Raw genomic sequence first — 20,991 nt, 5'->3', positions numbered from 1 at the left:
GTTACATGCCTTTGCCCAGCACGATGGCTGGAATGGTTTTGAGCAGAATCCACAGGTCCCGCAGGAAGGAGTGGCTTTCGATGCAGCGCACATCCAGGGAGACCTGCTCGCCGAAGTCGATGCTGTTGCGGCCGCCGGTCTCCCAGAAGCGGCCTTCGCGTTCGCCCACCTGCCACAGGCAGGTGACGCCCGGCTTGGCGTGCAGGCGTCTGCGGTCGGCGCTGGAGTAGAGCGCCGCCTCCCGCGGCAGGCACGGGCGCGGGCCCACGATGGACATGTCTCCCCGCAGCACGTTGAAGAACTGCGGCAGTTCATCAATGGAGGCCTTGCGAATGAAACGGCCGATGGGCGTGATGCGCGGGTCGTTCTTCATCTTGAAGGTCACGCCCTGAGACATTTCGTTCTGCGCCAGAAGCTGGCTCAGCTTCGCTTCGGCATCCACACACATGGAGCGGAATTTCAGCATTTCGAAGTCCCGGCCGTTGAACCCGATGCGCCGCTGTTTGAAAAAGACCGGCCCGCCGTCTCTGCGGATCAGCAGCGCAATGACAGTCATCAGGGGCGCGGCCAGGACCAGCGCGATGATGCTGATGAGGATGTCAAACAGCCGTTTGACCGCGTGCGTGCCATTGACGACGGCCAGCCACAGGCAGCGCTTGAAGCGCATGGCAAAGCGCATTCTCAGGCGCCCGAGACGGCTCTGGGCCTTGAGGATGCGCCGCACTTGAGGCTCGTCGGGAACGGACGTTTTTTTCATCACGCAGAAACTGTAACAACGGGCTTGGCCCTGTAACCCCCCTCAAGTGGGGGAATGTGGCGTGCGCGGCGGCCGCATTCGCCGATGGCTCGCTCAAACATCGTCTCCAGACCGGCAATGTAGCCGGGGAAATCATACTGCGCGCTCACCAGCCGGAAGCCGTTCTCACCCATTTGTTTCGCCTTGGCTTTGTTTTGCAGCAGCTCATCCAAAGCGGAGGCAAAGGCCTGGCGGTTCATCCAGGGCACAAGACGGCCGTTATAACCGTCCTTGAGCCAGTCCTTGATCCCGCCGGCGTCAAATGCCACGACCGGCAGCGCATAGCGCATGACTTCCAGACCAATGGTGGCGATGGGCTCCGGCCACACACTGCTCAGCGCGACGACGCTGCACTCTCGGTAGTAGGCCTTCAGTTCCTCCTGGGGGATGAAGCCCTTGAAATGCACCCGGTCTGCCAGGCCCAGTTTCCGGCTCAGCTCTTCGCAGTGCGCCTTGTGGTTGCCATCTCCCAGAATGATGCATTCAAATTTTGACTTCACTCGTGCCAGCGACTCGAGCAAGACATCCACGCCTTTCCCGCGGATGATCTGGCCGGCGTAGAGGATGAGATTTCTGTCGCTGAAGCTGCTGCGCAGCTTGGGGTCGCCCATGCGCGGCACCGGCGCGTGAATCTCGATGCGCCTGGCGTCAAAGCCATTGTGCAGCAGTTCGTCCCGCATGTATTCAGTCACCACCACCATGCGGTGAAAGCGGCGGTTCAGGGCGATCTCCCGCTTTTTGGCACGGTAGCTCACCCACTTGAGAGGAAAACCGCCGCTGTTGTTTTTGACCAGACAGGCGCCGCAGCCAAACACGCAGTAGAGGGAGGCGGCACGCGTGCAGATTTTGCGGGAGAAGTAGTGATACTTGTAGCTGCGCATGCAGTAGATGTCGTGATCGTGCACCATGCGCACGAGCGGACGCCCGCTGTCCACCAGGGCCTGAATCACCTCAAGGTCGGCCATTTTATGCACATACACCGCATCTGGCTGGAAGGCGGCCAGTGCGGCGCGGGTCTGCGCGGCGCTGTCGCCGGCCAGTGGGAAACGCTCTGTGAACGCACGGCTCCAGCCTTCTTCGTTTTTGCCGGTGCCCGGGCCGTGCAGCATGCCGGTCTGGTGACCGCGCGCGGCCAGCTCCTGGGCGGTGATGAAGGCGTTTGCCTCGGCGCCTGCCAGGGCGCCAAACCGTTCGTGAACGTAGAGAATTTTCATGAGGTGAGCGTCGGGGTTCGGAGATGATTCAGTTCCTGGCGCAGGGAGGGCTCGGCCGTCGCAAAGCCATGCCGGATCTGCGCCACCAGTGAGGGCTGTTCCGCGCGGCTGCTGCTCTCCGCCAGATGTTCGAGATCCCGGCAGAGGGAGTGAATGTGAGTGAGGCCAAAAAGGGAGCTGCTGCCTTTCAGGGAATGAGCGGTGCGCCGCAGCGCCGGCTGGTCCTGCCCCGCCGCCAGTTTCTCCAGGTCCGTGATGCGCTCCGGCGTGTCCTTGAGCCAGTTCTCGATCAGCTCCGCGGTGTCTTCGGCGCTCAGTTCGTCCGCCAGCATTTTCACAGCCTCTTTGGCGCTGCACGCGTCTTCATCTCTCCAGCCGCTGATGCTCTCCGGCTCTTTGTGTGGTTCCAGCACCTGGATCCGCGCCAGAGCCTCCGTCAGTGCCTTGGCCCGCAGCGGCTTGGACACGTAGTCATCCATGCCGGCTTCAAAGCAGCGCTCGCGTTCGCCATCCATCACGTTCGCCGTCATGGCAATGATGCGGCAGTGCGGCCGCCGCCAGTGTGTGCTGGCTTCGATTTCACGGATGGCCCGTGTCGCCTCATGCCCGTCCATGTGCGGCATGTGGCAGTCCATCAAGATGGCGTCGTAGGCGCGCGCGGCAAACTGGTCCACGGCCTGCTCCCCGTCACGGGCCACATCGGCGGTGAAGCCATGCTTTTCGAGCATCATGATGGCCATGCGCAGATTGACCTCGTTGTCCTCCACCACCAGCAGCCTGGGTTTGTGGGTGCACACGGGCTGCTGGGCCTGCTCGCCGGCCTGCGCCTGCCGTTCATTTTCCTCCTTCTCTTCGGCCGCGGACACTTCGCGAACGGGCAGTTTAAACCAGAAACGCGAGCCCAGCCCCGGCGTGCTGACCACTCCGATGGAGCCTCCCATCAGTTCCACCAGCCGTTTGCTGATGGCGAGTCCCAGACCCGTGCCGCCAAACCGGCGCGTGGTGGAGCTGTCCACCTGGGAGAAGGCCAGGAACAGTTTCCGCTGCTGCTCCTCGTTCATGCCGATGCCCGTGTCGATCACGCTGATCTCGATCTGCGCTGGTTCGCCTTCAGGCGTGGCCACCCGGCGCGCCTGGATGCAGATGCTGCCCTGGTCGGTGAATTTGATCCCGTTGCCCACCAGGTTCATCAAGATCTGACGCAGTCGTCCAGGGTCTCCCTTCAATGCGAGAGGCACCTCCGGGTCGATCTCCACCTTCAATTCCACACGGCGTGAAATGGCCTTGTGCTGCAGCAGCGCCACCACGCCGTCGATGATCGAATCCAGACGGAAGGTTTCCTCCACGAGATCCAGCCTGCGCGCCTCGATTTTGGAAAAATCCAAAATGTCCTCGATGATGGTCATGAGGGCTTCGCCGCTCTGGCGCACCGCCTCCACCATCTCATGCTGTTTCGTATCCAGCTGCGTGTCCAGCAGCAGGGAGGACATGCCGATGATGCCGTTCATCGGCGTGCGGATTTCGTGGCTCATGGTGGCCAGAAATTCGCTCTTCGCACGGTTGGCGCTCTCGGCGGCCTCCTTGGCGCTCACCAGGTTCTGCTCCACACATTTGCGCACGATGAACTGGCCGAGTTGATTGCCAATGCCGGCAAAGGCTTCCAGCAGCGACTCCTCCGGGGCGTGGGCATCACTGCTGAACAGCTCCAGCACACCGAGAACGTCTCCCTGAGCCACGATGGGGAATGCAATGGCGCCATGCAGATGGCATTTCCTGGCCACGGCCGAGCGCGGGCATTCCGCATGCTCCGCCACGTCGCGAATCCACTGTGGCTGTCCGCTGTTCAAGACGATGCCTGGCAGCCCCTGGCCCGGTTTAAACGTCGATGCCCGGCAGAGCTCCACAAAGGGGGCGATGTCCTTGAGCGGTGAGTGCCAGATTTCCGCCAGGTGGAGGTCCTGCTGCTCAGAGTCCAGCATCCACAGGGATCCCGCGATCCAGCCGAGCTGGTTGCAGATGAGCTGGATCACCTTTGCCGCCGCCTGACGCATGCTGTCTGCTTCGGCCAGCGTGCGGCTGGTGGAAAACTGCAGGGCCCGGCGCTGGTCGTCTTGCCGCCGCTGGGTCACGTCACTCTCGATGGACATGAAGTTCACCACTTCGCCCGCCTCATTCCGGATTGGCTGGATTTCGATGGATGACCAGTATTTGCGGCCGGAACGGTGGTAGTTGAGCATCTCCACGCGAAATCCGCGCTGCTGCTGCAGGCACTGGTTCATGAAGCTGTCAGCGCCCGGATCCGCTTCAGGACAGCGCAAAAATTCTCCCGGCTGCCGGCCCATGACCTCATCGGCCAGCCAGCCGGTCATTCGCGTGAAACCTTCGTTCACCCATTCAATGCGTCCCGCCGCATCCGTGACAATCACCGCGTTGTCGGTTCTCGCCGCGACGAGCGCGAGCTTGCGGGACTGCCCCTCCTGCTCGCGCAGCCGCAGGCGCTGCTCGGTGAGCTGCGCTGCCAGCCGTTGTAGATCTGCCGTGACCTTCCGCTGCATCTGCAGCACCTGCAGCAGGTCCAGCGTCTGATCATGCACAGCAAAGTCGTGCGGCGTCAGCCCCAGTTGATGCGCCTGGTCCGGCTCCGTCAGCCAGGGAGAGGCCAGCATGATGCCGCGTCGCGGGCGGTCCAGCAGCAGCATCTGGCCGCGCAGCATCACGCTCTGCCGCAGGTCTTCGAGCAGGAACAAACGGTCCGGATTGGCGCGCGCGTGCGCATCGCAGAATTCTCCCTCCGGACTTTGTGCACGGAAGACATCCTGCAGCCGGGCGCCCGGTTTCGCCCTGGGGCAGATCTTGAGAAGGGAGGCGCCGGCTTCCGTGATGATGTCGTTCGCATCCCACGCAAAATAGAACGGAAACACCCGCACAAAATCCCGCAGGCTGACGTGCCCGTAGTCCAGAGTGCTGGAGCCTTCCCCGTTCATGCCGCCAGGGACGTCCAGCGTGCTTCAAAGGCCTTCCATTCAGCCCAGAGGGCTTTCGGATCAGGCAGACTCACGGGCGGCGGCTCCCCGTCATGGCGCTGCTGTTCCGGTGCCGCATCCGGCACAAAAGCCGCGACGTTGTCCACTTGCAAATCAGGTCCGCGCCTGACGGCGGGAAGGTCTTCAGCAGCTTTGTTGAGAAGGCGGTACATGCGGGGAAAATAAGGGTTCCCAAACATCGCTTCCCGCGTCGTAACGTCATTCCCCGCAGATGTGGGGACAGCCTCCATGCATCCCTGCTTAAATCGACTGCTTGCTCTCGGCATGAACTTCTGAATAATCCGCGTCGAATGATCGCCAGAACCTACTCAGCCACTCTCGTCGGCGTTGATGCCATGGAGGTGGAGATTGAATCGTATGACAGCGGGGGCACACCCAAGATGTTCATTGTGGGGCTGCCGGATGCCTCGGTGAAGGAGAGCCGGGAGCGTGTGACTGCGGCCATCTCCTCCTCCGGTTTCATGATGAATGACGGAGTCACCACCGTGAATCTGGCGCCGGCCGATCTGAAAAAAGAGGGGCCCGGTTTTGACCTGCCCATTGCCATTTCATTGATCGCCCATCGGTCCCGCATTCCCATGGGCATGCTCCCCGAGACGGCCATGATCGGAGAGCTGGCCCTCAATGGCGAACTGCGTCCTGTGCGCGGCCTGCTCGCCGTGGCTCTCGAAGCACGGCGCAAAGGCCGCAAGCGGCTGCTGGTGCCGAAACGCGCCGCACTCGAGGCCAGCGTCGTCGCCGGCATTGAAATCGTGGGTGTGCAAAACCTGCGCGAGGCCGTGGACTATCTCAAAGGTGATCTGGAGCTCGCTCCTGAGCCCTGCCGTGCCGCGGAGCTCTTTGCCGCCGTCTCGCATTACGACATCGATTTCAATGACGTGAAAGGGCAGGCCGATGCCATCCGCGCCATCGAGATCGCCGTCAGCGGCGGGCATGGCCTCCTGATGATCGGCCCGCCTGGCACCGGCAAGTCGATGATCGCCAAACGCATCCCCACCATCATGCCCCGCATGAGTGAGGAGGAGGCCATCGAGACCACCAAGATCCACAGCGCCGCTGGATTGCTCAGCGAGACCAGCGCCTTCGTCGCCACCCGTCCGTTTCGCTCGCCGCACCACACCATCAGTGATGCCGGCCTGCTCGGCGGCGGCACCAATCCCGGGCCGGGTGAAGTCTCGCTCGCCCACAACGGCGTGCTCTTTCTCGATGAACTCCCCGAGTTCCGCCGCAGCACGCTCGAAGTCCTGCGCCAGCCCCTTGAAGACGGCAAGGTCACCATCTCCCGCGCCGCTGGTTCCGTCACTTTCCCGGCCAAATTCATGCTGGTGGCCGCCATGAACCCATGCCCTTGCGGTTATTACGGCGATTTGAAACGCGAATGCCGCTGCGGCTCGGCGGTGATTCACCGCTACCGTCAGCGCATCAGCGGTCCCTTGCTCGATCGCATCGATCTCCACGTGGATGTGCCGCTCGTCGATTACAAGGCGCTGGCCTCCAGCGAGGGGGGCGAGGCCTCTGCAAACATCCGCAGGCGTGTCGAAACCGCGCGCGGCATGCAGCAAGAGCGTTTTGCCAAAAACGCCGGCGTGCACACCAACAGCAGCATGACGCCGCGCCTCATCAAAAAGCACTGCGAGCTCGATGCCGAGGCCTCCGGCTGCCTCGAGCACGCCATGAGCGAGATGAATTTCAGCGCCCGCGCCCACGACCGCATTCTCAAGGTGGCCCGTACTCTGGCAGACCTGGCAGGGGCCGACAAGATCAGTGCGGACAATGTCCTTGAAGCCATCAGCTACCGCACGCTGGACCGCAAGATGTGGGCCTGATCATCGGAGCCAGCCACCAACCGCCCAAGCAATGACTCATCACGTTCTGCACTGTTTCGCCTGCCTCAGCGTCCTGATGCTCGCCGCGCCTTCGTTTTCTCAGGAGGGCCCGCTGAAGCGTCCGCCTCCACCGGCCCTCAAGAAGGGGGAGAAGCAGCTCTTCGTGGACAGCGTCATGATTCGCAGCAAGCACGCCGTGGCCCGCGTCGTGCATCCGGCGAAAAAGCGGGAGCATCCGGTGCTCACCGCGGAGATGCCCTGGGAGGTGAGGACGAAGGACGGCGTGGTGGACAAGCGGCTGAACATTTATGGCACGGTGCTCCGCGACGCGAAAACGGGGGCTTTCAGGATGTGGTATGCCGATCCAGGCAGCGTGCTTTACGCCACCTCCGGCGACGGCATCCACTGGGAACGCCCGGTTTTGAACATCGCCGGAGAGACCAATGAAACCGATCTTCATCTGCACAGTCCCAGCATCATTGAGGACAAGTTCGAGACAGACCCGAAAAAGCGGTTCAAGGCGGTTGGCAACGCCAGCCGGGGTGTGGACGATGCCAAACTGCAACGGCTCAAGGACAAGTTTGAGCTGGTTGATTGGTATCGGGACAAGGACCACCGCCTGTATTACGCGGCCTATTCTCCCGATGGCTTGCACTGGACGATTGAGCCGGAGCCCATCCTGCTTGGCTGCGACACCATCACCCTTTCACAAGATCCGGTGACGGGAGAATACCTGGCCTTTCACAAGCGCCAGGGAGACCCCCGGGTGGTGGGCATCCGCCATGTGTTTCTCTCGGTGAGCAAGGACATGCAGCACTGGTCCGAGCCGCATCCAGTGGTGGTGGCGGATGAGGTGGACAACAAAGCCGCCCGAAAGCTGAAGGGCGGCACCTACTCGGAGTATTACAATCTGTCCGCCTTTCCTTATGCCGGGCAGTGGCTGGGGTTTGTCACCCACTTTCGCCGGGTCGAGCCGCCTTCCGCCTTGTTTGGCAATGACGAGGTGGATGGCCACAAGAGGTCCGCCACCGGCATCATCGATGTAAAACTCGTCACCAGCCGGGACGGCCGCCACTGGCATCGCTGTTCGGATCGCAGTCCGGTCATCCCTCTGGGACCTCACGCCTATGATGAGGGAAGCATCTTTGGCCTTTGCAATGCTCCGGTCTTCGTCGGCGACGAGATGTGGATGTACTACACCGCCGTGACCACTCCGCACGGAGGCCTGCCGCCGGAGAAGCAGCAGTCCATCGCGCTGGCCACCTGGCGCATCGACGGCCTGGCTTCCTTGCAGGCCAAAGAAGAGCCGGGAACCATCGAAACCCATGAATTCGTTCCAGAAGGAACCCGGCTTTCCGTCAATGTGGCTGCCGGAAACGGCCGCCTCATGGTGGAGGTTCTGGATGCGGCGGGCCAAACGATCGCAGGTTATGAAAAGGAGGCCTGCATCATCCATAATCAGGATGCCGTGAAGCTGCCCGTTCACTGGAAAAACACGGCGGCTCTCCCGGCAGGCCTTCCGATCCGCCTCCGCTTCCATCTTCAAAACGCAGACCTCTTCAGCTACTGGATTGAGTGATGGACCCGCGTACCGCAAATATTGAAAGTCGCCCGCACCCTCGCGGATCTGCAAGGCGTCCCATCCATCAGCAGCGACAACCTGCTGGAGGCTGTTAACTACCGCACCTTGGATCGCAATTTCTGGACTTGATGCGGATGCCACCGCCGCCGGTTCCTGAGTCCCTCGGAGGCCGGGGCGGGGTTCGAAAAGCGGATGGGCATCCGGCATCAGCCTCTGGTGAAGGCAATGGAGAGCCACATTCTCGCAAGAGCGAGGTGGCTTGGGCGCTCTTCACAAAAGTAATCTGGCGCAGGTTTCACGCGCGCCATGAACTTCACACCGATCGTCAAAGATGCCTCCGCATGGCGCGTGCAGCCAAACATGCCGGACTACGCCAAGGCGCGGGCTGAATTCTCCTGGGACACCATCCGCGCGGAGCTGGGCCAGTCGGCGGATGGCCGCCTGAATATCGCGAGCCTGGCCGTGGACAGGCATGTCGCGTCCGGGCGCGGGGCGCAGGTGGCGCTGCGCTGGATCAGCAAGGAAGAGGAGGTGCGCGACTTCACGTATGCGGATCTGGCCCGTGGCTCAGCGAAGTTTGCAAATGTGCTGCGCGCGCTGGGAGTGACCAAGGGCGAGCGCGTGTTCGCACTCATGGGCCGCGTGCCGGAGCTGTATCTCGCCGCGCTGGGCACACTGAAGAACGCGGCCGTGTTCTGCCCGCTGTTCTCCCAGTTCGGGCCGGAGCCCGTATGGCAGCGCCTGAGCCGTGGTGATGCAAAAGTTCTGGTCACAACGACGGCTTTGTTTGAAAAAAAGGTGGTCGGTTTGCTGGAGCGACTCCCGGCGCTGCAGCACGTGCTGCTGGCAGACGCGCAGGAAGACCTGAGCACGAAAGTGCGCTCGCTGCCCAAACTCATGGCAGCCGCGGCGGAGACGTTTGAGGTTCCCCACACCTCGCCGGAAGACATGGCGCTGCTGCATTTCACCAGCGGCACCACGGGCATGCCGAAAGGGGCGGTGCACGTGCACGCGGCCGTGCTCACGCATTTCGCCACGGGCCGCCAGGTGCTGGACCTGCATGCCGATGACATCTTCTGGTGCACTGCAGATCCCGGCTGGGTTACGGGCACATCGTATGGCATCTTCGCGCCGCTGCTGCACGGCGTGACGAACATCGTGGATGAAGCGGACTTTGACGCGGAGCGCTGGTACCGCCTGCTGCAGGATCAGAAAGTCACGGTATGGTACAGCGCACCCACCGCCATCCGCCGCCTCATGCGCATGCCCGGCGAGCCGTGCGCGCAGTATGACCTGGGCGCCCTGCGGCTGGTCCACAGCGTGGGGGAGCCTTTGAATCCGGAGGCCGTGGTCTGGGGGCAGGAGGCGCTGGGCCTGCCCATTCACGACAACTGGTGGCAGACGGAAACCGGCGGCATCATGATCGCAAACTACGCGTCGATGGACATCCGCCCCGGCTCGATGGGCAGGCCGCTGCCCGGCATTGAGGCGGCCATCGTGCACCGCACAGACAGCGGCGTGGAGGAAGTGACGCAGCCTGATGTGGAAGGAGAGCTGGCGCTGCGCCCCGGCTGGCCTTCCATGTTTCGCGCCTATCTGCATGATGAGGCGCGCTACGCCAAATGCTTCGCCGGCGGCTGGTATCTCAGCGGGGATCTGGCCCGGCGCGATGCGGACGGTTACTTCTGGTTCGTCGGTCGCGCGGATGACATCATCAAAACCTCCGGCCACATGGTCGGCCCGTTTGAAGTCGAGAGCGCCTTCATGGAGCATCCCGCCGTGGCTGAGGCCGGTGTGATCGGGAAGCCGGACCCGCTGATCGGTGAGCTGGTGAAAGCCTTCGTCGTGCTCAAGGCCGGCCACGCCGCGTGCCCGGAGCTGCAGCAGGAGCTGCTCGGCTTCGGCAGAAAACGGCTCGGCCCCGCCGTCGCGCCGAAGGAGATCGCCTTCATCGAGACGCTGCCAAAAACGCGCAGCGGCAAAGTCATGCGCCGGCTGCTCAAGGCACGCGAGCTGGGCCTGCCGGAAGGAGATTTGTCCACCCTGGAGAACACCTGATGAGCACCATACTGCCAGATCACGACCACGCGCGGAGGCTTCTGCACATGATGGTGCTGATCCGGCGCTTTGAGGAGAAATGCGTGGAGCTTTACAGCGCCTCGAAGATCCGCGGCTTCATGCATTTGTACATCGGCGAGGAGGCGGTGGCCACGGGCGTGATCGAGCACCTGCGGTCGGAGGATGCGATTGTGGCTACTTACCGCGAGCATGGGCAGGCGCTGGCGCGCGGCGTGCCTGCGGGCGCGATCATGGCGGAGATGTATGGCAAGGCCGAAGGCTGCGCGCGCGGGCGCGGCGGGTCCATGCATCTGTTTGATGCGAAGACGCGCTTCTGCGGCGGCAATGGGATCGTCGGCGGCGGGCTGCCGCTCGCAGTGGGGCTGGCGCTGGCGGACAAGATGCAGAACCGCAAAGGCGTGACGGTGTGCTTCTTCGGCGAAGGCGCGGTGGCGGAGGGCGAATTTCACGAGGCTATGAATCTGGCCGCGCTGTGGAGGCTGCCGGTGCTCTTTCTGTGCGAGAACAACCTCTACGCCATGGGCACGGCGCTGCGGCTGAGCGAATCGGTCACGGACATCTCCAGGAAGGGCGCGGCCTACGGCGTAGAAAGCGCCGCGGTGGATGGCATGGACCTGCTGGCCGTGAGCGCCGCGGCGGCAAAGGCGGTGGCGCAGGTGCGGGAGGGGCAGCCCTACCTGCTGGAGTGCCGCACCTACCGCTTCCGCGCGCACTCGATGTTTGATGCAGAACTGTACCGCAGCAAGGACGAGGTGAACGAATGGAAAAAGCGCGATCCCATCCCGCTTTTCTTCGACGCCATGAAGAGCGCCGGCGTGCTGTCTGACGAAGACCTCAGCAGTGCCGAGGCGGAAGCCCTGAAGCAGGTGGAAGACGCCGTGGCCTTTGCCGAGGCGGGGACATGGGAGCCCGTGGGCGATCTCACGCGCTTCGTCTATTCGGAGGAAAAAGCATCATGAGCGCCACGACCCCAGCCAGAAAGATGACCTTCCGCGATGCGGTGCGCGAGGGCATCCGCGCGGCGCTGCGCGGCGACCCGCGCGTCTTCATGATGGGCGAGGACGTGGGAAACTACGGCGGCTGCTTTGCGGTGAGCAAAGGCCTGCTGGCCGAGTTTGGCCCGGAGCGCATCCGCGACACGCCGCTGATGGAATCCGCATTCGTGGGCGCGGGCATCGGCGCGGCGCTCGGCGGCATGCGGCCCATCGTCGAGATCATGACCTGCAACTTCAGCCTGCTGGCGCTGGACCAGATCATGAACACGGCGGCCACGCTGCTGCACATGTCCGGCGGGCAGTTCCATGTGCCGCTGGTCATCCGCATGGCCACCGGCGGGGGCAAGCAGCTCGCCGCGCAGCATTCGCACAGTCTCGAAGGCTGGTATGCCCACATCCCCGGCATCAAGGTGCTCACGCCCGCGACTTTGGAAGACGGCTATGGCATGTTGGCGGCGGCGCTGGAGGACCCTGATCCCGTGCTCATCTTTGAAAATCAGACGCTGTACAACATGGAGGGCGAGCTGCCCGCCGATGCCGGTGCGGTGGACATCGCAAAGGCGCGTGTGCGGCGGGAGGGCAGGGACGTCTCCGTGCTGACCTACGGCGCCAGCCTGCACAAGGCGCTGGAAGCCGCGGCGGCGCTGGAGAAAGAGGGCATCAGCACGGAGGTCATCGACCTGCGGGTGCTGCGTCCGCTGGATGACGCCACCATCATGGCCAGCCTTGCGAAGACGCACCGCGCCCTGATCGTAGATGAAGGCTGGCGCAGCGGCGGCATCTCCGCGGAGATCAGCTCGCGCATGATGGAGCAGGCGTTTTACGAGCTGGACGCGCCAGTCGCGCGGCTGTGCAGCGCCGAAGTGCCGATGCCCTACGCGAAGCATCTGGAGACTGCAGCGCTGCCGCAGGTGGAAACGATCACCGCCGCCATCCAACAACTCACCCACTGCCATGGCTGAATTTGTGATGCCAAACCTCGGCGCTGACATGGCCGCCGGGACGCTCGTGAAGTGGCACGTCAAACCCGGCGACGCGGTGAAGCGCGGCGAGGTCATTGCCGAGGTGGACACGGAGAAGGGCATCATCGACATCGAGTGCTTCGAGACCGGCGTGATCGAGCAGATCAACATCGAACCCGGGGCGAAGATCCCCGTGGGAACTGTGATGGCGGTGATCCGAGGAACTGGCGAACCTGCGGCTCCTCCGAAAGCTGCGGCTGCTCCTCCGCCCGTGGCTGCGCCGCGCGTCCATGCATCACCCCTGGCGCGGAAGATCGCGGCTGAAACCGGCGTGGATCTCAGCAGGCTCACGGGCACCGGGCCGGGCGGATTGATCTCGCGTGAAGACGTGGAGCATGCCGTGGCAGCCCTGAAGGCGCCAGCACGGGCCGAGGGTGCGCGGGTGAAGGCTTCGCCACGCGCACGCAAACTCGCGGCGGAGCGCGGCATGGATCTGGCAGGCATCACCCCGGGCGCGGGCGGAATCATTGAGCAGGCGGATGTGGAGCGCGCCACTCAGCAAGCTCCGGCATCCACCGCCGACCGCATGCGCCGCGCCATCGCTGCAGCGATGGCGAAATCAAACCGTGAGATCCCGCATTACTACCTGCAGACCCGCATCGACATGAGCGCGGCGCTGAAATGGCTCGAAGCCGAAAACGCAAAACGCAGCATCAAAGACCGCCTGCTGCCAGCCGTGCTGCTGCTCAAGGCCGTGGCCAAAGCCCTGCGGGACGTGCCCGCGCTCAATGGCTTCTGGATCGAGGACGAGCACCGCATCTCCAAGGACATTCATCTCGGATTTGCCATCTCCATGAAAGGCGGCGGCCTCGTCGCGCCGGCCATTCACGACGTGGCGGAGATGAATTGCGACGAGATCATGGCCGCGCTACGAGATCTCATCCCGCGGGCGCGGGCCGGGCGCTTGCGCAGCTCCGAGATGACCGATGCCACCCTCACCGTCACCAGCCTTGGCGATCTCGGTGTGGAGAGTGTGTTCGGCGTCATCTATCCGCCGCAGGTGGCGCTGGTGGGTTTTGGCAGGATCATGGAGCAGCCCTGGGCCAGGGACGGCATGCTGGGCGTGCATCCCGTGATGACTGCGAGCCTGGCTGCTGATCACCGCGCCACGGACGGCCACACCGGCGCGCAGTTTCTCGACGCGCTGAACCAGCATTTCCAAACGCCCGAATCCTTATGACCGAAGCCGAGCTGAAAACCATCATCTGCGAAGGCCTCCGCAAGGTCGCACCCGAGTCCGACCCCACGGCCCTGCTCCCTGGGCAAAAGATCCGTGAGACACTCGACATCGACTCCTTCGATTTTCTGAACTTCCTCATCAGCCTGCACGAGAAGCTCGGCACGGAAATCCCCGAGGCCGACTACGGCAAGCTGAACACGATTGAGAGCATGACCCAGTACCTGCTGGCTAAAATGACGAAGTGAGGTCGTCGATAAAAGAAGGAGAGAGATGCGGTGCGGGCGCAAGCCAGCGGCAGTTCCTGACAAAAGGACGCAAGAACTTCGTCTTCATCGCATGTATGTCCTCAGTGAATCCTCCCCAGCCCCGCCATGATCCGCTCCCTCATCCACCTCGCCGCTTTCGCCCTCCTGCCTCTCGCAGCCTCCGCACACTCCCTCTGGATCGAAGAACTTCCGGACCATACAGGCCTCGGCGTTCGCTTCGCCCAGTGGGGGGATGAATTCGAGACATCCCCTGGCCATCTCGATTCCTTCACGCAGGTCTCCGGCTGGACGCTTGACGACAAAGGCCAGCCGCAGCTTTTCGATGTGGTCAAAAAGAAGGATCATTTCTTCCTCGGCAAAACCGATGGCACCAGGCCCGCCTTTGCCCAGGCCCACTTCACCGTGCGCAAGCTGCACGAGGACAAGCCCGCCCGCGCGCCCATCTTCTACTGCCGCTGGCAGCCGGAAGGCGCCGGTGCCGGCACCCCTGCGATGACCATGGACGTCGTCCCCACCGGCAAGCCCGGCGAGGCACGCGTGTACTTCCGTGGCAAGCCTCTCCCCAATGTCGAGCTGCTCTTCTTCTCCCCCAAGGTCACCGATCAAAAGCTCCAGGCCGATGCCGAGGGCTACGTGCGCGCACCGGATATCTCCAAGCCCGGCCAGTACCTCCTCGCCGTCGCCCGTTATTCCGAGGAACTGCCCGGCTTCTTCAATGGCGTTCCCTTCGGCATCACCAGTCACAGTGCCTCGCTCTACTGGACGGTGAAGTAGGGCCCGCTACTTTCCGCCGCCCAAACGCCGCACCCATTGGGAAGGCGGCACGCCTTTCTCCTCCGCAAAGGCGCGGCTGAAGTGCGAGAAGCTCTGGTAGCCCACTTCCAGCGCGGCTTCGGACACATTGCATTTGCCGCTGGCAATGAGGGATGCCGCATGCTCAATGCGCACCCGCCGCAGCCACTGTGAAAGCGTCCTCCCTTCGATCTGCGTGAAGGTGCGGCTGAGATGGCTCGGGTTGCACCCGGCGGCCACCGCCAGTTCATCCAGGGATGGCGGCGCATCGAGCTGCGCGAGCATGAGATTCTTCACCCGCTGCACCCGCTCCTGCGCGATGCGCTGCGTGCGGCTGATCGCCACACCGGCTTCGGGCCCCGCATCATGGCGAAAGATCGAATGGACGAAAAACTCCGTCAGTCGCGCCGAGTCCAGCAGTTGCCTGGCCTGCGAGCACAGATGAGGCGGCATGGCTCCCCGCGCCCACCCGGCATCCTCCTCCGTCAGCGGCTGCCGCAGCAGACTGCGGTTCGTGCCGTGGATCAGCGGTTGAAACGCCTCTCCCGGAGGCGAGGTGACTCCTTGCAGAGTCATGCGCAGCCACGTATCAGGAAATACCAGAGTCAGGCATTCATGCCGGTCACGGCTGGCCAGACGGCGCGCCATTTGCAGCTCCGCCGGACCGGCCCGCAGCCACAGAATCGTCCGCGGCGCGATCGGGGTGGTGCTGCCGTCCTTCCAGCGCAGTTCGGCCTCGCCGCGAAAATTCAGATGCGCCACCAGCGCATGGGCCGCCGTGGCAGCGGGCCAGTCGGCCTCCACACGCTCAGGCATGGCCGTCCATGAGCGAAACGGAGGTTCGGGAGCAGCGGCAGACATGGGCGGTTGGTATTGATACTCAGTCTCAATTTTGCATCCTATTTCACCTTCGCCAGTTTGGTTCCGCTCATTTCGTCTGCGTTGTGCTTCTGCTCCTGCTTCTCCTTGGGGTCAGGAGCGCTTGCTCGCGGCCTTCGCAGCCGCAGGCGCCTCCGGCAGCGGTGCCGAATTCGCCGCTGGCAGGTCAATCACTTCGGGCGGCGCTTTGGCGCCTTCACCACTTTCACCCCCGAGGGCGATGATCTTTCCCGTCCCGCCGATCAGCAATCGATGAAAATACCGGGGATGCGCCAGCTTCGCCACCGCCACCCATTGGCCGCCGCGCAGCTCCAGCAGCGTCCCCTTCACACCGCTGGCAAACAGCCGCCCGTCATGCGCCACTGCGGCAAAGCCAAAACCGCCGATCTTTTCCGCGGGCAGCTCCGGACCCTCTCTCCATGTCCCCGTGGTCGCGTCCAGCACCGAGACAGCACTCGTCGTCTTGTCCTCATCCGTCATGCCGCCGATGGCATACACCTGGGTGCCCAGCGCCTGCACAGCCAGCGCGCGGCGTTTGAATGGCTGCGGGTGGCTTTCCCACTTCGCATCCGCCTTGCTCAGGTCCAGCGTGAGGTATGTGTCATGCCACACGGAGTCCGCATCTCCCTCCATCCGCCAGCCGCCCACCACGTACAGCGTGCTTCCGCACACAATGCTGTCGTGGCTGGACCGCCGCTGCGGCATTTTGGGCAAAGGGATCCAGTTCCCGGTGGCGATGTCATAGCGCGCCGCTGTCTCGCTCGACCACAGGTCCTGCTTCTCCCCTTTGGCATTCCGCGCGGCCATCCCGCCGATGCGGATCACCCCGTCCTTCACTGTCACCAGCGAGGCTCCCTGCGCCGGTTCATCCTTCGTCAGCGCCTCCCACTGCTCCGTCCCCTGCTTCCAACGGAAAAGATCACCATGCACCTCGTCGCGGTTGTACTTGTGACGTTTGCCGCTGTGACCACCGTAAAAGTACAAGGTGCCGTCCGGCATGCCCGTTGCGCCAAAACTCGCCACAGCCAGCGGCATCTCCGGCGGTGCATCGCCCGCCGTCAGCAGGGAAGGGAAGGCCAGCAGAAACAGGGAGATCAGGGGAAGAGCTTTCATGCGGACTTCTCCGATACATCGGCGCTGCACCTACGCTTGCGCTGGTTTGTGAAATACTGGCGGTGAAATGACATGCAGCTTAAACGACACATGTGGGGCAAAGAATGGACAAAAACAGTCCCTTCGCCTCTTTTTCTCCACATCCGTCTTGTGCGCGGCAGACGAGTTGATCCAAACTCGTTGCCAATCGCACCGCACCATGAAAACGATTTCACTCGCCTTCTTTTTCCTGCTCGCCGGCGTTCTCTCCGCCCAGACCAGGCGGGACGTCCAGCAGGCCATCACCCGCGGCCTCGACTATCTCAAGTCCCAGCAAAAGGAGACCGGCCACTGGGTCATGACCGAGGATCCTGCCCTCAGCGCCCTGGTTCTCTCCGCCTTGATCCAAAATCCTGCCGGCACCGATACCTCGGACTCTCTAAAGCGCGGCTACGACTTCCTGCTCAAAAACGTCAAGCCGGACGGCGGCATCTACACCAAGGCCCGCTCAAACTACAACACCGCCATCTGCCTCATGGCCCTGGTGCTGCGCGCCCGGCCTGAGGATGAAGAAATCATCCGCCGCGCTCGCGCCTTTGTCGCCCATCAGCAGAATGACGCCGACACCCCCGGCAAGACCGACAATCCCTTCGACGGCGGCATCGGCTACGGCGGCGGACAGCAGGGCGGCGCTCATGCCGATCTTTCCAACACCTCCTTTGCACTCGAGGCTCTGTACTACTCCAAGAAGCTTTTCCAGGACACCGGCAAGCCCTTGGACAAAAAGGACGACCTCAACTGGGACGCCGCCATTCAGTTCGTGTCACGCTGCCAGAATTTCAAAGCCACCAACGACCAGCCCTGGGCCGGCGTGGACAAGGAAAACACCGGCGCCTTCGGCTACACTCCCGTCCCGCAGGCTCCGCGTGGCGGCAAAAAAGACGGCGGTCCGGTTCCCATGCGCTACTACGGCAGCATCAGCTACGCAGGCATGCTCAGTTTCATCTACGCCGGACTCACACCGGAGGATCCGCGCATGAAGGCCGCGCTCCAGTGGCTGGGCGAAAACTACACCGTCGATGAAAATCCCGGCATGGGCGCCGAGGGCCTGTTCTACTACTACCACACCATGGCCAAGGCTCTCGCCACAGCCGGCATCACGCAGCTCAAAACCAAATCCGGCTCGGCAAACTGGACCGCCGATCTCTCTGCCAAGCTCATCAGCCTTCAAAACTCCGACGGTTCCTGGGCCAACACCCAATCCGGCCGCTGGATGGAAAGCGACCCCGTGCTCGTCACCGCTTACACGGTGCTCGCGTTGGAGCAGGTCTTTCGAGCCATGAAATGAGCGAAGGCGGCGCATTCTGTGCGCGCAGTTTTTCGCAGGCCGGCCAAAGGACGCCTGTGAGGCACATGAATGGAGTGCGGCCGTCGCAGCCGCAAAGCCCGCACCCACGCCGAAAAAATCGCCCTGTCCGCACGGATCAAATATACGGCCGCCTGCATACCATAATCCCGGCTTGAGCCTGCCGCCGCTGGCGCTCCTTTGCGCCACTGTGGCGATGAAATGACCGGCCGCACCTCGCGGTGCAAGGGAGCGCCACTCTTGGTCATTCCAGCGAAAGCACGCCATGCCCCGGCCGGGCTAGAACGGCGGGCCATGAAAGCACATCCCGCGTTATCGTTATCACACACACTCTCGCTGCTCATGCTCGCCTGCGGCCTTCCCCTGGCCGCCCAGGAGCAGCCCCGCCCCAAAAAGGAAGACATCAAAGACCTCGCCAAAAAGGAGACCCATCTCACCAATGCCGGCGGTGCCGTGCTGCCGGAAGTGGTCATCGTCGCCTCCCGCAGCGCGCAGTCAGGCGCGGACGTCCCTGCTTCCGTCACCGTGCTGGATAAAGACGCCAACGTCTTCACTCTCGCCACCAGCATGCGCGACTACGCGCGCTATGAGCCCGGCGTGAGCGTTCCTTACGGCGTCGGTGGCACCGGCCCCGCCGCCAATTCCCGCGCCGGCACCTCCAGCATCAACATCCGCGGCCTGGATGGCAACCGCGTTCTCATGACGGTGGACGGCATCCGTCAGGCGGACCAGTTCACCTTTGGCGGCGCCTACAATGTCGGCCGTGACTTCGTGGACGTGGACTCCCTCAAGCAGGTCGAAGTCCTCAAAAACGCCGCCTCCTCCCTCTATGGCAGCGATGCCCTCGCCGGCGTGGTTTCCTTCACCACCATTGACCCTGAAGACCTCCTGGCCCAGTCGCCCTCGGGCGGCAACAGCGTGGCTCGCGTCACCACGCGTTACGACAGCACCGACGACAGTTGGGGCCACACCCTCAGCACCGCGCAGCGCGCTGGCAATGTGGAGTTCCTCCTCCACTACACCCGCCGCGATGGCAGCGCGATCGACAACCGCGGCTCCATCACCCCGGACAAAAGCAGCTACAACGTCAACAACTGGCTGGCCAAAATGGTCTGGCGGCCTTCCGACCGTCATCGTTTCGAACTCACCGGTGAGTACCTCGAACGCTCCAGCGACAATGATCTCCTCAGCTCCCGCCGCGTCGTCGTCGCCGCGCCCGGCGTCAATTACAACGTCAATTCCCTCCTGCTCAGCGACGACCTCCGCCGCATGCGCTTCAGTCTGGAGCACAAGTTTGACGCCACCGGCCTCGGCCTCATCTTCGACAAGCTCACCTGGAATGCCTACTACCAGTTCTCTGAGACGCCCGAGCACCAGGTGGAGGACCGCGACCGCATCACCCCCACCTTCCAGGATCGTCTGCGCATTCGTGACTACATGTACCGCCAGGACCACATCGGCGCGAACTTCAACTTCACCAAGGCCTTCAAGACAGGCTCCCTGAACCACACGCTGGCCTACGGCTCCGAAATGGTCACCTCCTTTTCCCGCCGTGTGCGCGACGCCACGGAGTACAACTTCACCACCGGCACGCAGACCAACGTCATCTCCCCGGACACCTACCCGCTCAAGGACATGCCGGACACCCGCACCTCCCGTGTCGGTGTTTACATTCAGGATGAAATCGCCTGGGGCAGGGATCTGCGCCACCGCCTCACACCTGGCGTGCGTGCCGAATACTACAACGTGGACACGAATTCGGACCCTCTCTACCTGAACGCCAGCGCCGGAAGGCCCGCGCAAAATTTCAACCAGTTCGCCATCGCGCCAAAGCTTGCCTACCTCTTCAAGATCGACGAGGAGCACAGCGCTTACTTCCAGTATTCCAACGGCTTCCGCAATCCGAGCGGCGAAGAGCTGAACGCCACCATCACCAACACCGCGTTTGGCTATCAGACCGTGCCAAATCCAAACCTGAAGAAGGAGGTCAGCAACAGCTTCGAACTCGGTCTGCGCCGCAAAGGAAAGTCCTCTTCATGGAATTTCGCCGCCTACTACAATCACTACGAGAACTTCATCAACAGCTTCATGCAGGTCGGCGGCACCGGCGCCCCTGGTGACCCCATCATCTATCAGAGCACCAATCTCTCCTCGGCGGAGATTTACGGTCTCGAGTTCAAAGGGGACACCACGTTCGGCTTCATTCATGAGTCCCTGGACAACTTCGGCATCTTCACCAATGCCGCTTACAGCCAGGGCTGGGACAACCAGAACAAGCAGACTCTTGCCAGCGTCGATCCCTTCAAACTCGTCACCGGTCTGCGATATCGCCGTGAGACCTGGCAGGTGGAGCTCATCTCCACTTACTACGCCCACAAAGGCTCCGCCTTCTCCACCCCAGGTGGCATCAATCAGTTCAAAACACCCAGCGCCCTGACGCTCGACCTCGTGGCCCGCTGGCAGCTCACCAAAAACGTCACCCTCACCGCCGGCCTCTACAACCTGACCAACCAGAAGTACTGGCTGTATCAGAACGTGCGCGGTGTGGATGTCTCCAATCCAGGCCTCGATCGCTACACGCAGCCGGGCATCAACGGACGTATCGCATTGACGGTGATCTTCTAGCAGTTTTGACCCGGGCACGGTTGGTGTCGGGTCATCCAGGCGGGCGTGGTGAGTGGTGTCGCCGCGTCCGCCTTTTTGTACAGTCCGCGGTTCGGCCTGCCAACCGAGAACCGAGTTGCGCTCCTCCCAAATCCCGCCACACTCTCCTCCGTCTGATGAACCTCAAACCCGCCAGCCGAATTGCGATTCGCGCCGTACTTAAAACGGTGCGCGCCCTTTGGCACGCCTGAACA

The 20,991-nt window shown here is 62.8% G+C and carries 17 protein-coding genes; 11 read left to right on the top strand and 6 right to left on the bottom strand.

The features are described from left to right. Position 1 precedes the first annotated feature (1 nt). The 4 genes from ACILSQ_RS22210 to ACILSQ_RS22195 are packed head-to-tail and all read right to left on the bottom strand — an operon-like array spanning position 2 to position 5,206. Positions 2–757 carry a sugar transferase gene (locus ACILSQ_RS22210; RefSeq protein ID WP_395745861.1) on the bottom strand — a complete coding sequence of 252 codons (756 nt, stop codon included), beginning with the start codon at positions 755–757 and terminating at the stop codon, positions 2–4. After that, positions 757–2,010 (bottom strand): glycosyltransferase family 4 protein, encoded by a 1,254-nt coding sequence (locus tag ACILSQ_RS22205; protein WP_395745860.1) that lies wholly within the window; start codon positions 2,008–2,010, stop codon positions 757–759. The genes ACILSQ_RS22210 and ACILSQ_RS22205 overlap by 1 nt, the downstream gene beginning before the upstream one ends. Continuing rightward, on the bottom strand, positions 2,007–4,994 hold the full coding sequence (locus ACILSQ_RS22200) for an ATP-binding protein (RefSeq protein ID WP_395745859.1): 2,988 nt from the start codon (positions 4,992–4,994) through the stop codon (positions 2,007–2,009). The genes ACILSQ_RS22205 and ACILSQ_RS22200 overlap by 4 nt, the downstream gene beginning before the upstream one ends. After that, complete coding sequence (locus ACILSQ_RS22195) at positions 4,991–5,206, bottom strand: hypothetical protein (RefSeq protein WP_395745858.1); 216 nt, start codon at positions 5,204–5,206, stop codon at positions 4,991–4,993. The genes ACILSQ_RS22200 and ACILSQ_RS22195 overlap by 4 nt, the downstream gene beginning before the upstream one ends. Positions 5,207–5,344: 138 nt before the next feature. Here ACILSQ_RS22195 and ACILSQ_RS22190 point away from each other — a divergent pair, with 138 nt between their 5' ends. The 9 genes from ACILSQ_RS22190 (at position 5,345) to ACILSQ_RS22150 (ending at position 14,778) form a co-directional block, all read left to right on the top strand. Further along, the gene (locus tag ACILSQ_RS22190; protein WP_395745857.1) at positions 5,345–6,880 is read left to right on the top strand and encodes a YifB family Mg chelatase-like AAA ATPase; all 1,536 of its coding nucleotides are present in this window, start codon (positions 5,345–5,347) and stop codon (positions 6,878–6,880) included. 31 nt (positions 6,881–6,911) lie between these two features. Beyond that, positions 6,912–8,459: a hypothetical protein gene (locus ACILSQ_RS22185; protein ID WP_395745856.1), complete on the top strand. Its 1,548-nt coding sequence runs from the start codon at positions 6,912–6,914 to the stop codon at positions 8,457–8,459. Between the two features lie 21 nt (positions 8,460–8,480). Further along, positions 8,481–8,591 carry a hypothetical protein gene (locus ACILSQ_RS22180; RefSeq protein WP_395745855.1) on the top strand — a complete coding sequence of 37 codons (111 nt, stop codon included), beginning with the start codon at positions 8,481–8,483 and terminating at the stop codon, positions 8,589–8,591. A gap of 177 nt (positions 8,592–8,768) precedes the next feature. Beyond that, complete coding sequence (gene acsA, locus ACILSQ_RS22175; protein WP_395745854.1) at positions 8,769–10,520, top strand: acetate--CoA ligase; 1,752 nt, start codon at positions 8,769–8,771, stop codon at positions 10,518–10,520. Next, on the top strand, positions 10,520–11,500 hold the full coding sequence (pdhA, locus tag ACILSQ_RS22170; RefSeq protein ID WP_395745853.1) for a pyruvate dehydrogenase (acetyl-transferring) E1 component subunit alpha: 981 nt from the start codon (positions 10,520–10,522) through the stop codon (positions 11,498–11,500). The genes acsA and pdhA overlap by 1 nt, the downstream gene beginning before the upstream one ends. Next, positions 11,497–12,498 carry an alpha-ketoacid dehydrogenase subunit beta gene (locus ACILSQ_RS22165; protein ID WP_395745852.1) on the top strand — a complete coding sequence of 334 codons (1,002 nt, stop codon included), beginning with the start codon at positions 11,497–11,499 and terminating at the stop codon, positions 12,496–12,498. The genes pdhA and ACILSQ_RS22165 overlap by 4 nt, the downstream gene beginning before the upstream one ends. Continuing rightward, a complete protein-coding gene (locus ACILSQ_RS22160; RefSeq protein WP_395745851.1) occupies positions 12,491–13,738 on the top strand; it encodes a dihydrolipoamide acetyltransferase family protein in 1,248 nt (415 codons plus the stop codon). The genes ACILSQ_RS22165 and ACILSQ_RS22160 overlap by 8 nt, the downstream gene beginning before the upstream one ends. Beyond that, on the top strand, positions 13,735–13,983 hold the full coding sequence (locus ACILSQ_RS22155; protein WP_395745850.1) for an acyl carrier protein: 249 nt from the start codon (positions 13,735–13,737) through the stop codon (positions 13,981–13,983). The genes ACILSQ_RS22160 and ACILSQ_RS22155 overlap by 4 nt, the downstream gene beginning before the upstream one ends. A 126-nt stretch (positions 13,984–14,109) precedes the next feature. Then, on the top strand, positions 14,110–14,778 hold the full coding sequence (locus ACILSQ_RS22150) for a hypothetical protein (RefSeq protein ID WP_395745849.1): 669 nt from the start codon (positions 14,110–14,112) through the stop codon (positions 14,776–14,778). A 6-nt stretch (positions 14,779–14,784) separates the two neighbouring features. On the opposite strand, the gene ACILSQ_RS22145 is transcribed toward ACILSQ_RS22150, so the two are convergent. Together ACILSQ_RS22145 and ACILSQ_RS22140 are read right to left on the bottom strand one after the other, a co-directional pair. Continuing rightward, on the bottom strand, positions 14,785–15,657 hold the full coding sequence (locus ACILSQ_RS22145) for a helix-turn-helix transcriptional regulator (protein WP_395745848.1): 873 nt from the start codon (positions 15,655–15,657) through the stop codon (positions 14,785–14,787). A 111-nt stretch (positions 15,658–15,768) separates the two neighbouring features. Then, complete coding sequence (locus ACILSQ_RS22140; RefSeq protein ID WP_395745847.1) at positions 15,769–16,788, bottom strand: Kelch repeat-containing protein; 1,020 nt, start codon at positions 16,786–16,788, stop codon at positions 15,769–15,771. Positions 16,789–16,987: 199 nt separating this feature from the next. On the opposite strand from ACILSQ_RS22140, the gene ACILSQ_RS22135 reads away from it, so the two are divergent. Continuing rightward, a complete protein-coding gene (locus tag ACILSQ_RS22135) occupies positions 16,988–18,115 on the top strand; it encodes a prenyltransferase/squalene oxidase repeat-containing protein (protein WP_395745846.1) in 1,128 nt (375 codons plus the stop codon). Positions 18,116–18,475: 360 nt separating this feature from the next. Then, a complete protein-coding gene (locus tag ACILSQ_RS22130; protein WP_395745845.1) occupies positions 18,476–20,758 on the top strand; it encodes a TonB-dependent hemoglobin/transferrin/lactoferrin family receptor in 2,283 nt (760 codons plus the stop codon). Positions 20,759–20,991 lie beyond the last annotated feature (233 nt).

The organism is Prosthecobacter sp. (assembly GCF_044227185.1).
GTDB lineage: Bacteria > Verrucomicrobiota > Verrucomicrobiia > Verrucomicrobiales > Verrucomicrobiaceae > Prosthecobacter.
The sequence above is the reverse complement of the archived record's forward strand: the minus strand, read 5'-3'. Positions and strand labels throughout refer to the sequence as shown.

What these genes read in the sequence shown, in the direction of transcription:
- pdhA (WP_395745853.1), top strand. Translation starts at nt 10,520, where the DNA reads ATGAGCACCATACTGCCAGATCACGACCACGCGCGGAGGCTTCTGCAC.
- ACILSQ_RS22185 (WP_395745856.1), top strand. Translation starts at nt 6,912, where the DNA reads ATGACTCATCACGTTCTGCACTGTTTCGCCTGCCTCAGCGTCCTGATG.
- ACILSQ_RS22150 (WP_395745849.1), top strand. Translation starts at nt 14,110, where the DNA reads ATGATCCGCTCCCTCATCCACCTCGCCGCTTTCGCCCTCCTGCCTCTC.
- ACILSQ_RS22145 (WP_395745848.1), bottom strand. Translation starts at nt 15,657, where the DNA reads ATGTCTGCCGCTGCTCCCGAACCTCCGTTTCGCTCATGGACGGCCATG.
- ACILSQ_RS22155 (WP_395745850.1), top strand. Translation starts at nt 13,735, where the DNA reads ATGACCGAAGCCGAGCTGAAAACCATCATCTGCGAAGGCCTCCGCAAG.
- ACILSQ_RS22135 (WP_395745846.1), top strand. Translation starts at nt 16,988, where the DNA reads ATGAAAACGATTTCACTCGCCTTCTTTTTCCTGCTCGCCGGCGTTCTC.
- ACILSQ_RS22205 (WP_395745860.1), bottom strand. Translation starts at nt 2,010, where the DNA reads ATGAAAATTCTCTACGTTCACGAACGGTTTGGCGCCCTGGCAGGCGCC.
- ACILSQ_RS22195 (WP_395745858.1), bottom strand. Translation starts at nt 5,206, where the DNA reads ATGTACCGCCTTCTCAACAAAGCTGCTGAAGACCTTCCCGCCGTCAGG.
- ACILSQ_RS22130 (WP_395745845.1), top strand. Translation starts at nt 18,476, where the DNA reads ATGCTCGCCTGCGGCCTTCCCCTGGCCGCCCAGGAGCAGCCCCGCCCC.
- ACILSQ_RS22200 (WP_395745859.1), bottom strand. Translation starts at nt 4,994, where the DNA reads ATGAACGGGGAAGGCTCCAGCACTCTGGACTACGGGCACGTCAGCCTG.
- ACILSQ_RS22140 (WP_395745847.1), bottom strand. Translation starts at nt 16,788, where the DNA reads ATGAAAGCTCTTCCCCTGATCTCCCTGTTTCTGCTGGCCTTCCCTTCC.
- ACILSQ_RS22190 (WP_395745857.1), top strand. Translation starts at nt 5,345, where the DNA reads ATGATCGCCAGAACCTACTCAGCCACTCTCGTCGGCGTTGATGCCATG.
- ACILSQ_RS22165 (WP_395745852.1), top strand. Translation starts at nt 11,497, where the DNA reads ATGAGCGCCACGACCCCAGCCAGAAAGATGACCTTCCGCGATGCGGTG.
- ACILSQ_RS22210 (WP_395745861.1), bottom strand. Translation starts at nt 757, where the DNA reads ATGAAAAAAACGTCCGTTCCCGACGAGCCTCAAGTGCGGCGCATCCTC.
- ACILSQ_RS22160 (WP_395745851.1), top strand. Translation starts at nt 12,491, where the DNA reads ATGGCTGAATTTGTGATGCCAAACCTCGGCGCTGACATGGCCGCCGGG.
- acsA (WP_395745854.1), top strand. Translation starts at nt 8,769, where the DNA reads ATGAACTTCACACCGATCGTCAAAGATGCCTCCGCATGGCGCGTGCAG.